Source organism: Sphingomonas astragali (assembly GCF_051400615.1).
GTDB lineage: Bacteria > Pseudomonadota > Alphaproteobacteria > Sphingomonadales > Sphingomonadaceae > Sphingomonas.
This window is the reverse complement of sequence record NZ_JBLFFH010000003.1, coordinates 16515-30113: the sequence shown is the minus strand read 5'-3', so window position 1 is coordinate 30113 and position 13599 is coordinate 16515. Positions and strand designations below refer to the sequence as shown.

10 protein-coding genes are annotated in these 13599 nt (G+C 67.8%); 4 read left to right on the top strand and 6 right to left on the bottom strand.

Annotated elements, in window-relative coordinates:
- The first annotated feature begins 330 nt into the window (after nucleotides 1-330).
- The 4 genes from ACMGER_RS14700 (at nucleotide 331) to ACMGER_RS14685 (ending at nucleotide 5946) form a co-directional block, all read left to right on the top strand.
- Nucleotides 331-2625, top strand: a complete 2295-nt coding sequence (locus ACMGER_RS14700; RefSeq protein WP_436812920.1) for a TonB-dependent receptor plug domain-containing protein — start codon at nucleotides 331-333, stop codon at nucleotides 2623-2625.
- Complete coding sequence (locus ACMGER_RS14695) at nucleotides 2625-4142, top strand: alkaline phosphatase D family protein (RefSeq protein ID WP_436812919.1); 1518 nt, start codon at nucleotides 2625-2627, stop codon at nucleotides 4140-4142. The genes ACMGER_RS14700 and ACMGER_RS14695 overlap by 1 nt, the downstream gene beginning before the upstream one ends.
- Nucleotides 4143-4196: 54 nt before the next feature.
- Nucleotides 4197-5105 carry a LysR substrate-binding domain-containing protein gene (locus ACMGER_RS14690; protein WP_436812918.1) on the top strand — a complete coding sequence of 303 codons (909 nt, stop codon included), beginning with the start codon at nucleotides 4197-4199 and terminating at the stop codon, nucleotides 5103-5105.
- A gap of 244 nt (nucleotides 5106-5349) precedes the next feature.
- Nucleotides 5350-5946, top strand: coding sequence for a TetR/AcrR family transcriptional regulator (locus tag ACMGER_RS14685; protein WP_436812917.1), 597 nt, complete (start codon nucleotides 5350-5352; stop codon nucleotides 5944-5946).
- 51 nt (nucleotides 5947-5997) lie between these two features.
- Here ACMGER_RS14685 and ACMGER_RS14680 read toward each other — a convergent pair whose 3' ends face one another.
- The 6 genes from ACMGER_RS14680 to ACMGER_RS14655 form a co-directional block, all read right to left on the bottom strand.
- Nucleotides 5998-6153, bottom strand: coding sequence for a hypothetical protein (locus ACMGER_RS14680; RefSeq protein ID WP_436812916.1), 156 nt, complete (start codon nucleotides 6151-6153; stop codon nucleotides 5998-6000).
- Between the two features lie 104 nt (nucleotides 6154-6257).
- Complete coding sequence (locus ACMGER_RS14675; RefSeq protein WP_436812915.1) at nucleotides 6258-7424, bottom strand: MipA/OmpV family protein; 1167 nt, start codon at nucleotides 7422-7424, stop codon at nucleotides 6258-6260.
- A 102-nt stretch (nucleotides 7425-7526) separates the two neighbouring features.
- On the bottom strand, nucleotides 7527-9839 hold the full coding sequence (locus ACMGER_RS14670) for a TonB-dependent receptor (protein ID WP_436812914.1): 2313 nt from the start codon (nucleotides 9837-9839) through the stop codon (nucleotides 7527-7529).
- Between the two features lie 40 nt (nucleotides 9840-9879).
- Nucleotides 9880-10845, bottom strand: coding sequence for a FecR family protein (locus ACMGER_RS14665; protein WP_436812913.1), 966 nt, complete (start codon nucleotides 10843-10845; stop codon nucleotides 9880-9882).
- Nucleotides 10835-11404: an RNA polymerase sigma factor gene (locus tag ACMGER_RS14660; protein ID WP_436812912.1), complete on the bottom strand. Its 570-nt coding sequence runs from the start codon at nucleotides 11402-11404 to the stop codon at nucleotides 10835-10837. The genes ACMGER_RS14665 and ACMGER_RS14660 overlap by 11 nt, the downstream gene beginning before the upstream one ends.
- Nucleotides 11405-12189: 785 nt before the next feature.
- Complete coding sequence (locus ACMGER_RS14655; RefSeq protein WP_436812911.1) at nucleotides 12190-13485, bottom strand: L-fuconate dehydratase; 1296 nt, start codon at nucleotides 13483-13485, stop codon at nucleotides 12190-12192.
- Nucleotides 13486-13599 lie beyond the last annotated feature (114 nt).

Sequence of the window (13599 nt, the reverse complement as noted above, 5' to 3'; positions counted from 1 at the left end):
ACCAACAACACCCGCGCACCTTCCAACGCCGCGTCGTACCGGCTCGCCGAGACCAAGCGCCGAAACCGCCGCCTCGTCGAGCAGTGCGGCGCTGGCGACCGTAGGCGGTGCCGAAGCCGGCGCCGGCATCCGGGCGATATTCAGAATCGATCGCGTCAGGACGCGATCGACGCCTGACGATCGTCCGCGATCGCTGCAATGTTATCATGAAGCCCGACCGACAGCACCGCAGAGTGTTGCGCAACCGGCAACGGCTGCACCGCTTTCCGCGATAACGGGCAATGCTGCGGCGCAGTAAGCAGCCTCCGGTTTCACATCGGGAGGGCGCGCGTGATCCGGACTATCTTCTTCGCGACGACGGCGCTGTGGGCCGGATCGGCCGCGACGGCGCAAGAGGTACTGACGGACGCGCAGGACGAACAGGACATCGTCGTCACCGGCACCCGCTCGGCGGGTCGCGCGGCGATCGAATCTTCGGCACCCATCGACGTGGTGAGCAGCGACGCGATCGCGAGCACCGGCTATCCCGATTTGAGCCGCGCGCTCAACTTCCTGCAGCCCTCGGTCAATTTCGCCCGTGCCGCGACCACGGCGAGCGCGGCCAACACTCGGCCGATCACCCTGCGCGGCCTCTCGCCCGATCAGACACTGGTGCTGGTCAACGGCAAGCGCCGTCACGCCAACGCCGTGCTCAACGTCAACAACAGCATCGGCCGCGGCTCGGCTGGCGTCGATTTCGATACCATTCCCGAAAGCGCAATCGAGCGCATCGAGATCCTGCGCGACGGTGCCGCCGCGCAATATGGCTCGGACGCGATCGCCGGGGTGGTCAACGTCATCCTCAAGTCCAACGCGAGCGGCGGTTCCGGCGAGCTGCTCGGCGGCGTGACCGAGGAGGGCGACGGCCTCAACGGCATGGCGAGCGCCAGCGCCGGCTTCGGGCTCGGCGACGGCGGCCATCTCACCGTCACCGCGCTTGCGCGCCACCAGGACCCGACCAACCGTGCCTTCACCGACCAGCGCTTCGACCGCGTCACCTACCGCATCGGCGATCCGCTCGCGTCGGTGGCGAGCTTCGCGTTCGATGCCGGCGTGCCGCTCGGCGACGTCGAGCTCTACGGCTTCGGCACCGTCACCAAGAAGATCTCGAACAACGCCGCCGGCTTCCGCGTCCCCGGCTTCTCGCCGCTCTATCCTGATGGCTTCCTGCCGATCGTCGAGCCGACCATCTGGGACGTCGGCGGCACGATCGGCGCGCGGGGAGCGTTCGGGCGGCTCAAGGCCGACCTCAGCCAGACCTACGGCTACAACAAGGCCGATTTTCGCGTGTTCGACACTGCGAATGCCTCGCTTGGCCTGGCCAGTCCGACCGGCTTCGATTCGGGCGGCGTCACCTACCAGCAATATGTGACGGACCTCACCCTGTCGCTGCCGCTCGACGGTGTGCTGGCCGGCGGCAACGTCGCCGCGGGCGCGCAGTATCGGCATGAGCGCTATTCAATCCGTAATGGCGAGCCGCTCGCCTATTTCGGGACCGGCGCGGACGGCTTCGCCGGCTTCAACCCGCGCAATCCTACCGACGCGGATCGCGATGCCTATGCCGGCTTCCTCGACGTCGAGCTGCGGCCGATCGAGCCGCTGCTGCTGGGCGGAGCACTGCGCTACGACCATTATGACGACTTCGGCGGGCGGACGACCTGGCGCGCGACCGGACGCTTCGACGCGGCGCCGGGCGTGGCGCTGCGCGCGACCTTCGGCACCGGCTTCAAGGCGCCGTCGCTCCAGCAGCAATATTACAGCGCGGTGCAGGGGGCGCTCAGCGCCGGCGTGCTGGTCAACGTCGCGACGCTGCCGGTGTCCGATCCGATCGCCCAGGCGCTCGGCGCCGCGCCGCTCAAGCCCGAGCGCTCGAGCAACGCCACCGCCGGCGTGGTGTTCGGCCCGTTCGGCGGCTTCACCTTCACCGCCGACTATTTCCGCATCCGCATCCGCGACCGCATCGCACTCAGCGAGCAACTCGGCGGCGCCGCGGTGAACGCGATCCTGCGCGATGCCGGCATCACCGGCTTCAGCCAGGTGCGCTTCTTCACCAACGCGGTCGACACGACGACCAGGGGCGTCGAGGTGACCGCGCGCTGGCAAGGCTCGCTCGGGCCCGGGACGCGGCTGTCGGTCGCGGCCGGCTACAGCTGGCTCGACAACCGGCTCGACACGCTGCGTCCCAATCCGATGCTGCCGACGCTGCCGCTGCTCGCGACCAAATCGATCCTGTTCCTGACCGAAGCGCAGCCGCGCGCCAAGGGCACCCTGCAGGCCAGCCTCACCCGCGGTCGCTTCGATTTCGGCGCCAGTCTCACTGCGTTCGGCACCTACACCTCGGCGCCGCTGGTCAAGGTGCAGGCGTTCGGCGGCAAGGAATCGATCGACCTGTCGGCGGGCTATGCCTTCGCCGAAGGGCTGCGCTTCCAGATCGGCGTCCAGAACCTGCTCGATGCGCGGCCGGATACGATCGTTGACCAGGCGACCGCGATCGCCGCGACCGGCGGCAGCTTCCCGACCGGCGAGGAGACGCCGCTCGGGCTCAACGGCCGCAGCTATTTCGCGCGGCTGTCGGCGCGCTTCTGATGCTCGACCGGCGGACCTTGCTTACAGGCGCGGCGGCACTGGCCGCTGCCCGCTTCGCCCAAGCCGGCGTGATGGCGCGCGTGCGCGAGGCCCGGCTGCGGCTCAGCGCGGACCCGTTCGCGCTCGGCGTCGCTTCCGGCGATCCGGCACCAGACGGCTTCGTCCTGTGGACGCGCGTTCTCGGCATCGAAGAAGATGCAGCGATCGCCTGGGAAGTGGCGGAGGACGAGGGCTTCAAGCGCATCGCGCGGAAGGGTCGCGCACTCGCCGTGAAGGGACGCGCCCGCGCCGTCCATGTGCCGGTGCGGGGGCTTCGGCCCGGCCTCCCATATTTCTACCGCTTCCACCTGGGCGGCGCGGTCAGCCGGATCGGCCGCACCGCCACCATCGCCGACGATCCGCAGACGCTGCGGCTGGCGCTCACCTCATGCCAGCATTGGGAGCAGGGCTGGTTCTCCGCCTATCGCGACATGATCGCCCAGCGGCCCGACGCGGTGCTCCAGGTCGGCGACTATATCTACGAGAAATCCTTCGGCGCCGGCCCCGACGTGCGCAGCTTCGGCGCGCCCGATCCGCATACGCTCGACGAGTATCGCGCGCGCCATGCGCTCTACCGCACCGACCGCGATCTCGCCGACGCGCACGCCGCGCTGCCGTTCATCGTCACCTGGGACGATCACGAGGTCGAGAACGACTATGCCGGCGCGGAGGGCGGCGCCACCGCCGATCCCGTCGCCTTCGTCCGCCGCCGCGCCGCGGCCTATCAGGCATATTTCGAACATATGCCGATCGACCCGGTCCGCCTGCTGCCGTCCGGCGAGGCGCGGCTCTACCGCCGCTTCGGCTGGGGACGGCTGGCGAGCGTGCATATGCTCGACACGCGCCAGTATCGCACGCCCCACGCCTGTGGCGCGCCTGAGCGGCGGGGTGGGCGGATCGTGCGGGATTGCGCGGCGATGACGGCAGCCGGCGCGACGATGCTCGGCCGGGCCCAGGAGGCTTGGCTGGCGAAAGGACTGCGGGACGAGCGGGCAGCCTGGTCGCTCGTCGCCCAGCAGACCCTGTTCTCCCGCCTCTATCTGCCGCAGGGTCGGGAGGCCGCCTATTCGGACATATGGGACGGGTACGCCGCGACGCGCGAGCGGACGCTGGCGGCGCTGGCGCAGCCGGCGGTGCGCAACCCGGTGCTGCTTGGCGGCGACGTCCATTCCTTCTGGATCAACGACGTGAAACAGGATTTCGCGCGGCCGGAGTCGCCAACGGTCGCGACCGAGGTCGTCACCAGCTGCCTCGCCTCTCGCAATGGGCCGGAGGCGCTGTTCGCCCCGGCACCGCGGCTCAATCCGCATGTGCGCTTCCTCGACAATGCCCATGCCGGCTATGTGCTGCTCGACGTGACGGCCTCCAGGCTGGTAATCGACCTGCGGGCGGCGGAGAGTCTCGCCGATCCGGGAAGCGCCTGCCGTTCGCTGGCACGTTATGACGTCGAGTCCGGACATCCCGGCATCATTGCGTGAGATACGACGGCTGTTGTCACAAACCCGTGACAAGCCGGCGCTAGTTCTGTCCGCATGTTGCGCCAGGCGCCTCCGCTCGAGGCGATCGAGATCTTCGTAGCGGCGGCTGGCGGTGCGAGCTTCCGATCCGTGGCCCGCGAGCTTGCGCTCAGTCCGTCGGCAGTCAGCAGGCGGATCGCCGCGCTCGAGGCGTTCCTTGGCACGTCCCTGTTCGAACGGCGCGGTCAGACGCAGCGACTGAGCCCGGCAGGGACGCGATACCTCGCTGCGGTCGAGCCGGCACTTCATGCGATCCGGCGCGCGACCGCACAGGTCAGCCCCGATCCGCTGGAGCGCCTCACTGTCGCCACGTCGCATAGCCTGGCCGCCGCGTGGCTGGTGCCGCGCCTGCCCGAGGCGCAGGACCTCCTCGGGATCGAGATCGAGGTGCTGCCGTCGCGCAATCCCGACGTGCTGCGCTCGGGCGAGGCGCAGCTTGCGATCTGGGGCGGCATGTCTGAGCAACCGGGCCTTGCCGCCGAGCGCCTGTTCGACGTGGTCGCGATTCCGGCGGCACGCCCGCAGCTCGTGGGACGGAAGGGCTGGTCGGACGCGGAACTGGCCGTCCGGCCGCTCCTGACCGTGCAATCGCCCTCCCGACTATGGGAGCGCTGGTTCGCGGGCGAGGGCGAATCGGCGCCATGTCCCTTACGGTTGCGCGTCTTTCCGACGCTCCAGCTCATGTACGAAGCGGCATGTGCCGGCGCCGGCATCGTGCTGGCAATGCCGGTCATCGCCGACAGTTATCTGGCGTCAGGTCGGCTGGTGCCCGTCGCGCGCACGATCCGACCGCTGGGCGAAGGCTATGCGCTGTTCCGCCCGGTGCGCCGCAGCGGCCCCAGCCCTGTCGAACGGCAGTTCGTCGCGTGGTTACGAGAATCCATCGACCGATCGAGAACCGCTTTCGACGAACTGACCCGATGATGGTGAACCCGCTCCGTGAGGCACGGCTGGATATCCGCGCCGACTTCGAACGCCACGGTGAAAATCCGAGGCTATCGTCAATGCTTTGCATCGGTCGATAGCGGCCGCATTGCGGCTTTCGCCGGCTCAGCCGACTGCTTGGGAACGGTAGCCCGACGGCGTCATGTTGGACATGATGCTGCCCCATCGTTAAGATGCGGATCGGCATCTAACTCACGGCACGGTGGAGGGATACGGCGCAGGAATGGCTCAGGCGAAGGCCTCGCGGCGGCGTGGGGAGGTGCTCGAGGAAGCTATTCTCGAGGCTGCATGGGCAGAACTGGCTGAACGCGGCTACTCCGGCACGACGTTGGAGAGGGTTGCCAGACGCGCGGGGACGAGCCGCCCCGTGCTGCATCGCCGCTGGAAGAGCCGCCTCGAACTTGCCGCCGCTGCAATGGCGCGTCACTTCGCCCAGAATCCGATTGAAGTGCCGGATCTCGGCAGCGTGCGCGAGGAGCTGGCCATGCTGCTCCGCAAGCTGTCGGACCGCGGCGCCCCGACGATGCTTCGGCTGATGCTGGCGATGAACGAGGACCTCGTTCGGGAGCGGTCGAATCTCCTGGCGCTGAAATCCCGCCTTGCTGTCGACGGTGGCGCTACCGAAGAAATTCTGCAGCGAGGGATCGATCGCGGCGAAATCGATCCGGACAGGATCACGCCGCGGATCGCTTCGCTGCCCAAGGACCTGTTGCGCCACGAAGTCATCATGACCTTCGATGGTGTCTCCGATTTCGTCATTTACGAGATCCTCGATCAAGTCTTTCTTCCTCTCGTCGCCCCCGTGGATCGGGAACCATGATCTTCGGGGTCAGCGCGAGGTCCGGAATGGTTCTTGCCGTTTCAGACGCGTTCATCGGCGATGCGGAATGATCGACGTCCAGACCGACACGACAAGAAGCGCCCCCAAGCCGGCGCCCATCAGGCCGACCAGCAGCGAATCCAGTATCCTTGCCACCGAGACACCGATCATGGCCGGAGCGAGCAGGCCGACGAGCCACAGCCCCACCGTCCCGAACGGGAAAACCTTGAGCCTGGTTATCCAAGCCCGCGGCTTCCCCGCTCTTGCCACGACTGTGCCGTCACCGTTCGACGCGATGCGGTACCGGGAGCTCACAAGCGATAGGTGAAGGATACGAAGCCGAGCGGCCGGGTCTTGTGATAGACGATCGGGCTGTCCTTCACGTCGCCGAGCAAGGTGGTGACGGCGCCCGTGACGCTGAGGCTGATGCGGTCGGTCAGGCGGTAGTTGGCGCTGAGCGCCGCGGTCGCGTCCGTGAAGCCGCTCCCCGCGCGAAACTGCGGGAGGCCCGACGCAAGGGACTGCTCCGCGTTCACGCCGAAATAGCGATCGTTGTGCTTCCGGTCCGCCCAGGTCGTGCCGATCGAAGGAACGAGCGTGAAGCGCGAGGAAACGGCGACCGGATAGGCCACGCCGACGTCGGCGATGAATCCCTTGGTTCCGCCGGTGATCACCTTCGTGCCGCCGAGCGTGGCGACGAAACCCGCCGCCTTGAGGCTCACGAAGGCACGCCCGCCCAAGCCGAGCGAGAGCTTGCCGATCCCTTCGGGCGCATCCCTGCGGCGATAGCCCTGGACGCCCGTCAGGCTCACGCCCGCCGTCACGACGTCCGTGTCGATGACCTTGACGCCCAGCCCGTCGCGCAGGTTGAGGAAGAGAGGTTCCCAGGCCACGTCGATGTCGGGGAGCGGCTGAAAACGATAGCTGTCCGCGCCCTGGTACGCGGGCATGTAGGCGCCCCCGACACCGAGGATGAAATGGTCCCCGTCCTGGTCCGCCTCCGGTTCCTCGATCTTGGCTATGGGGTCCGCCTGCGCATTCGCCGCGGCGGGCCACAAGGCGATCGCAAGAAGAGTGATCGACGCAAAGAGCTGGGTACGCGTTTTCGGCAGATATCGCATCATTATACTCGCTGCTTGTGGTTCAGGGGACATGACCGGCGCTGGTCCGAAGGGATTGGATTCCGGCCGTTCGGGATCGTTCGGAGCCACCAGCCGATCGATCTCGGCTATACGCCGATCGTCGTAACCCGCATCGCGGAGGCGGATGCGCTCCGCCTCGACGAATGCGCCCCGGTGCGTGCGGCGCAGGATCGCATAACGGCGCAGGGCTTCGAGTCGGGAATCCGCGAGCGGCGGTGCGCGTACTCCGAAGAGGTATCGGGAAACGCCGTTCTGTCGCACCAGGCTCGAAACCGGATCATTTCGTGCCAGGGCGATCACCGCCAGTTCGATGCTCGTGATTGCATGGGTGGGCACCAGGGCGCTCTCCTTCCAGCCTTGAGACGCCGGCAGGTCGGTGCAGCCTCATCAAAAATTTAGCCGAGAGACGGCGGGTCGATCCCCTGCCGGTGCGGACAATCAGAAGCGCGCGTCGATCCCCAACCTGATGGTCCGAGGCCGGAGCGGCGTCATCTGGTCGCCATCCCTCAAGCTGAACGGATTGCCGAACGCGAAGGTATTCGCGCGGGTATCGCCGAGATTGGCGACGTCGAGCGAAATCCCGAAACCGCCGAAGTCGAGCCGGCCGCCCAGCCCCGCCACCGTGTAATCCCCTTGGGAGACGCCAAGCAGCGGGCCTGCGCCGAGGTTGGATTTGCCGACATGTCGCAGCGACGCATTCCCCGTCAGGGAGATTCCGGCGGCGATCTGCGTCCGCCACTCCGCCGCCACCCGCACCCCGGTATGCGCGATGTTCGGCAAGGTGTTCTGGTCTTCGCCGGCAAACGCCGGCTCGGCCGCCCGCAGATAGCTGTTGTTCAGGAAAGCGGCCGCCGTGACCGTCACGGCAGGCGACAGGCGCCACGTGATCTCCCCGTCCAGCCCGTAGATCCTGCCGCTGCCGATGTTGGCGGTATATGGCAGGCCGGAGCTGTCGACGAGATCGGCCTGGATGTGATTCCAGTCGACGAGGAACATGGCGGCGCGAACCGACAGCCGGTCCCGTTCCTTGTGCCCCCACCGCACGCCGAGCTCGATCTGGCCCAGGTCGTCGGCCGCGAACTTCTGGCTCTCGAGCGTCGATCCCGAGGGCGCCACCGCCAGGCCGCCGGCCCTGTATCCCTGTTGAAAGTGCAGGAAGCCAGACAGGGATCGGGTCACATGCCAATCGAGCGCGAAGCTCGGCGAGAAGCGCAGCTGATTGCGGAACAGTCCCTCGTCCGCATCCCGGCTTTCGTCGAGCAGCCTGCCGGTGCTGCGCGCGAAGGTGAGCCGGCCGCCGGCGGTGGCGATCAGCGAGCGGCCGAGCGGGTGCGACGCCTGCCCGAACAGCGAAAGCTCGAGCTGCCGGTTGCGAACCCCGGCGATCTGTGCCGGAGACGCCGGCGGGCCGAGCGAGCGCCTCAGCTGGCTGTCGTTGTAGATTCCCGCCACGCCCGCCACCCAGGGAGTCTTCCGGCTCCCGCCCGAGACGCGGGTTTCGTGGGAGACGAGCGTGATGTCGTTCTCCTCCTCGAACTGCGTCGGGGTCGCCGAGCCGTCGTGACCGGTCGCGTCGAATATCGACCTCAGCTCGTGCCGGACGACCGACGTCGTCGTGACCAGCTCGCTGCTTCCCAGCATCCGGCGCGCGTTGAGGTAGGCGACGCGATAGTCGTTGTGGAACGGCTGCTGCAGCGCGTTGGTGCGCGTCAGCGGCGGATCGCCGCGGAGCGTATATTGCCCGTCGCGGCTGGCGATGTTCTGGAAGACGCCGCCGAGATCGATCGTCCATCCCGACAGGTCCGGGAGACGCAAGGTCATGCGCGTGCCGTAGCTGCGTGTGCTGTTGATGTCGCGCAGGGCCCGCGAGGGGTCGTCGATATAGCCGGCCTCGCGCGCGCCGTAGAGCACAAGGCGAACGGCAGCCCCGCCCTTCCCGACCGGCAGATTGAACATCGCGGCGGCGTCGCTCCCTATCGCGCCGAAACGCGTGGAGCTCACGCCGCCCGATGCGGTCGCGTATGCGGCGCTGCCGTCGGGCGCGTTGGGCACGAGCCGGATGATCCCGCCCAGCGAGCTCGCGCCGTAGAGCGTACCCTGCGGGCCGACCAGGACCTCGACGCGCTGCATGTCGTAGAGATTGAGGTCCGGGTCGGGCGCGTTGTAGTTGAGGCGGACGTCGCCGAGATACTGGCCCACCGTCGCCTGGGTCGGACCGTTGAAGCTGCTGTCGGCGATGCCGCGAACGAACAGCTTGTCCCGTCCGGGGCCGAGATTCGTCGAACCGAGCGTCGGCAGGGCTTCCGTGATCGCTGCCGTTCCCGCCGCCGCGTTGCGCGCGAGCCAGCCCGGCTCGAGCTCGACGAACTTGACCGATCCGGGATAGTTGTCGAGCAGCATTCCCTGCTTGCTGGCTGTGACAACGATCTCGGCGGGATGATGTTCGGCGGGGGGCGGTGCTGGGGCCGGAGCCGGCTTGGGCCTGGTCGGAGGAGGCGGCGGCGCGCGCCGCCGCACGATCCGGACGGTCGCCTTGTCGTAGAACATCGCCTCGGCACCGGTTCCCCGCAGAGCCTGCGCCAGCGCCGCGCGCACGGAGGATGCGCCGCGAATGCCGGGCGAACGGCGGGCGGCGAGATCCGGATCGGTGACCGCGATCGTGATTCCCGCCTGCGCTCCAAGGGCTGCCGCTACGTCACCCAGACGTCCGGCGGGGACGTTGAAGCGCTGCGCATGAGCGGCGTCGGCCATGCTCAGGCCGCAGGCGATGGCGGCGGTGGCCGCCGCCCATCTAGCGTACCGCACCGTCGGCAGGCTTCATCGTCCAACCGTGCGGCCCCGCTTCCAGGACCACGTTCAGGGCCAGCTCCAGGCGCTTGCGTTGCTCGGCCCGGCTGCCGTCGAGCGCTATCGCGCCCGAGAAGGGGCGATCGGCGATGGCGGGAGAGACGGCGATCCGCACGCCGAGCGCCCGGCCCAGATCGGCCGCGACCTCCGACATGGGCGCCCCCGAGTAGACGAGCCTTCCTTTCTCCCATGAGCCGACGGCTTCGACCGGTATCCGGGTCACGCGGACGATCTTGGACCCGGAGCGGTCCACCAGCGCCTGGCCCGCATCCAGCGGAACGGCATCGCGCCCTGGATTGTAGACGACCTTGCCTTCGGCGACGGCGACGCGCACCTCGCCCATCCCGCGCGCGACGTTGAAGATCGTTCCGGCATCCTCCACGCGATCCTCGCCGAGCTCCAGCCTGAACGGCTTCGCACCGTCGTGCCGGACGCGGAACAGGGCCTCGCCTTCGGTCAGAGCGGCGAAGCGCGGATCCTTGCGGTCGAACGTCATGCGTGTCGAGCCGTTGAGCACGATCCGCGTGGCAGGACCGAGTGTCACCGTCCGGCGTTCGCCCGGTCCGGTGGCGACGTCGTATCGGCCGGACGCGAGCTGCGGGACCAAGACGACCGCGGCCGCGACCGATGCCGCCAGCGCACCGCCGACCACCACCCAACGGCGCGCCCGGCGCCCCGGCGGCGCGATCGGCACGTCGACATCATTGGCCGCTTCCCGGAAAACCACGCCCGGCAGCAGCGGTTCGATCGCGAGATCGGTTCGCTCGATCTCGTCATAGGCCTCGGCGTGACGCGGATCCTCGGCCAGCCATTCGGCGAATGCCTCCCAGGTCGCGTCGTCGCCATGGCGAAGCCGGACGTGCCACTCGATGGCACGCTCGCGAACGCTGTCCTGCGTCTCAGCTCCCATGACGACCTCTTTCAGCCTTAAGACGCCGCGGATCCCGACGCTCCCCATCAAGACGAAGCCTCGCAGCCGAAATCGCCTCATAGGCGCGGGTCAGGTGCTTTTCGACGGCGCTGACGCTGATGCCCAGATCGGCCGCAATCTGGCGCTGAGGCTCGCCGTCGACCCGGAAGCGGCGGAAGATCGCGCGGGTCCGTTCGGGCAGCCCGTCCAGCACGCGCTGCAGGATCGCAAGCTGCTCGCGCGCGATGAGCTCCGCCTCGACCGAGGGCCGCTCGTCGACTTCGCCGTCGTTCCCGCCGAAGGCATCCACCCAATCCTCCTCGCGGCGCGTGCGCCGGTCGGCCGTACGGCGGAGGCCGAGAAAGTGGTTGTTGGTCATCCTGTAGAGATAGGCGCGCGGCTCGGCGACCGGACCGATCCTGTCCGCAAGCAGCTTGAGGTAGACCTCCTGAAGAATATCCTCCGCGTCGGCGGACGATGCCCCGCGCAACATGAGATAGCGCAACAGCGCCGGACGCGAATCCGCGAAGGTCTGAAGGAGCCCGCTGCTCGTCGACATCCTGCTTCCGCGTCTTCAGCGGCCGAGATGAGCCGAGGATCGACGAGGCGCGGGTCCGCGCACTGCCACGCCACGACGCGACAACGTCGCCGTCATTTTGATGGGGCTGTGCCCGTTCCCCGGTGTCTTAGGGATGAAAGGAGAAGGCTCCAGTGTCCCGCCAGACAGTGACGATCCTCCAGTTGGCGGCGACCGTACGCGGCTCGGCGATCCCGCTGTTCCGCGATCGTGCAGATCGGTCGAGAGCAGCTTCGCCGCCCGGCTTTCGAGATTGCACATCAACAAGCTCGTGGCTCCAAATCCGCCGGAAAACCGCCCGCGGTACCTCAGCAAACTTCCCTGTCGCCGCCCTATATAAGGTGCGCGTTGGTATCTTACTACGCAGGAAAGTGCAACTCGTTCGGTAGGCATGTTCATGAGCGCGAGGTCATCTCGCCGCGGAAGCAGGGCGCTCATGATGCGTGTCCCTGGTTCCCCTTGCGCTGCTCTCGCTGGCTTTAAACTCCCGAGGCCCGGCGGATCGAAAAAGGACGCCGACCGTGACGCGTTCGGGCGAGGAGGGAGCAAGGGATGACAGCGAAAGGACGGGATCCATAGCGCACGGGAGCGAGCGCATCCTATTGCGCCGGGTTGCGCATCGCCGATCAGACGATTGATCCAGAGATTGGAGACCCGGACGTCGAGCCGGTTCGGGCCCGGCTTGATCGCGCCGGGCGGAAGGCGACGTCGGCAAGCAGCCAAGGATCGACTTCCCGTAGGCTATGGGACGCCGGTTGAGGTGCGGTTCAGGCCGTCGCCGGCGGCTGTGCGGCTCCGTGCTCGTAGCGGGACAGGCTGCTCGCCTTCATCTCGATCGAGAAGCCCGGCGCCTCCGGCGCCAGATAGGCTCCGTTTGTCACCACGCAGGGGGCGACGAAATGTTCGTGGAGATGGTCGACATATTCGGCGACGCGGCCCTCCTTCGTCCCCGCGAAGCTCAGATAGTCGATCATCGAGAGGTGCTGCACATATTCGCACAGCCCCACGCCGCCGGCGTGCGGGCAGACGGGCAGGTCATTCTTCGCGGCCATCAGCAGCACCGCCAGCACCTCGTTGACGCCGCCCAGCCGGCAGGCGTCGATCTGCACCACGTCGATCGCACCGCGCATGATGAACTGCTTGAACACGATGCGGTTCTGGCACATCTCGCCGGTCGCGACCTTGACCGGCGCGACGGCCTCGCGGATGCGGCGGTGGCCTTCGACGTCGTCGGGGCTGGTCGGCTCCTCGATGAACCAGGGTTTGGCGAAGGCGAGCGCGCGGACGTGGTCGATCGCGGTGCCCACCTCCCATACCTGGTTGGCGTCGATCATCAGCTCGCGATCGGGCCCCAGCACCTCGCGCGCGATGCCGACGCGGCGGATGTCGTCGGCCAGGCTCCTCCCGACCTTCAGCTTGATGTGGCGGAAGCCGGCGTCGATCGCCTCGCGGCAGAGCTGGTCGAGCTTGGCGTCCGAATAGCCGAGCCAGCCGGGCGAGGTGGTGTAGCACGGATAGCCTTCGGCAAGCAGGCGCGCGGCGCGTTCAGCCTTGCCCTCCGCGCGCCGCTCGAGCAGCGCCAGCGCCTCGTCCGGGGTGATGCAGTCGGTGATGTAGCGGAAGTCGATCAGCCGCACGAGCTCGGCGGGCGACATCTCGCCGACCAGCCGCCACAGCGGCTTGCCCTCGGCCTTGGCCCAGAGGTCCCAGACGGCATTGACGACCGCGCCGGTGGCGAGATGGATCACGCCCTTCTCCGGCCCGATCCAGCGCAGCTGGCTGTCGCTGGTCACATGCCGCCAGAAACGGCCGGCATCCTCGCGGATCCAGTCGAGGTCGAGACCCTCGACCAGCGGCGCGAGGGCCTGGATCGCCGCGCAGCAGATGTCGTTGCCGCGACCGATGGTGAAGGTGAGGCCGTGCCCCGCCAGCCCCGGCTGGTCGGTCTCGAGGATGCAATAGGCGGCCGAATAGTCCGGATCGGCGTTCATCGCGTCCGATCCGTCGAGCTGCTGGGACGTGGGGAAGCGGATGTCGAGCACCCGCAGCTTGGTGATCCGCATCAGGCGCGGAGCTCCCGGTTTTGTTTGCTTATGGTATGAATTTTCATATGTGCCAATACTTGCCTGCGCAAGCGGAATATGAACGAGGGCGGCCGGAGCATCGTCGACTGGCGT

Bases quoted from the DNA above. Each gene is read 5' to 3' on its own strand.
- ACMGER_RS14690 (WP_436812918.1), top strand. From the start codon at position 4,197: ATGTTGCGCCAGGCGCCTCCGCTCGAGGCGATCGAGATCTTCGTAGCG.
- ACMGER_RS14660 (WP_436812912.1), bottom strand. From the start codon at position 11,404: ATGTCGACGAGCAGCGGGCTCCTTCAGACCTTCGCGGATTCGCGTCCG.
- ACMGER_RS14670 (WP_436812914.1), bottom strand. From the start codon at position 9,839: ATGGCCGACGCCGCTCATGCGCAGCGCTTCAACGTCCCCGCCGGACGT.
- ACMGER_RS14665 (WP_436812913.1), bottom strand. From the start codon at position 10,845: ATGGGAGCTGAGACGCAGGACAGCGTTCGCGAGCGTGCCATCGAGTGG.
- ACMGER_RS14685 (WP_436812917.1), top strand. From the start codon at position 5,350: ATGGCTCAGGCGAAGGCCTCGCGGCGGCGTGGGGAGGTGCTCGAGGAA.
- ACMGER_RS14655 (WP_436812911.1), bottom strand. From the start codon at position 13,485: ATGCGGATCACCAAGCTGCGGGTGCTCGACATCCGCTTCCCCACGTCC.
- ACMGER_RS14695 (WP_436812919.1), top strand. From the start codon at position 2,625: ATGCTCGACCGGCGGACCTTGCTTACAGGCGCGGCGGCACTGGCCGCT.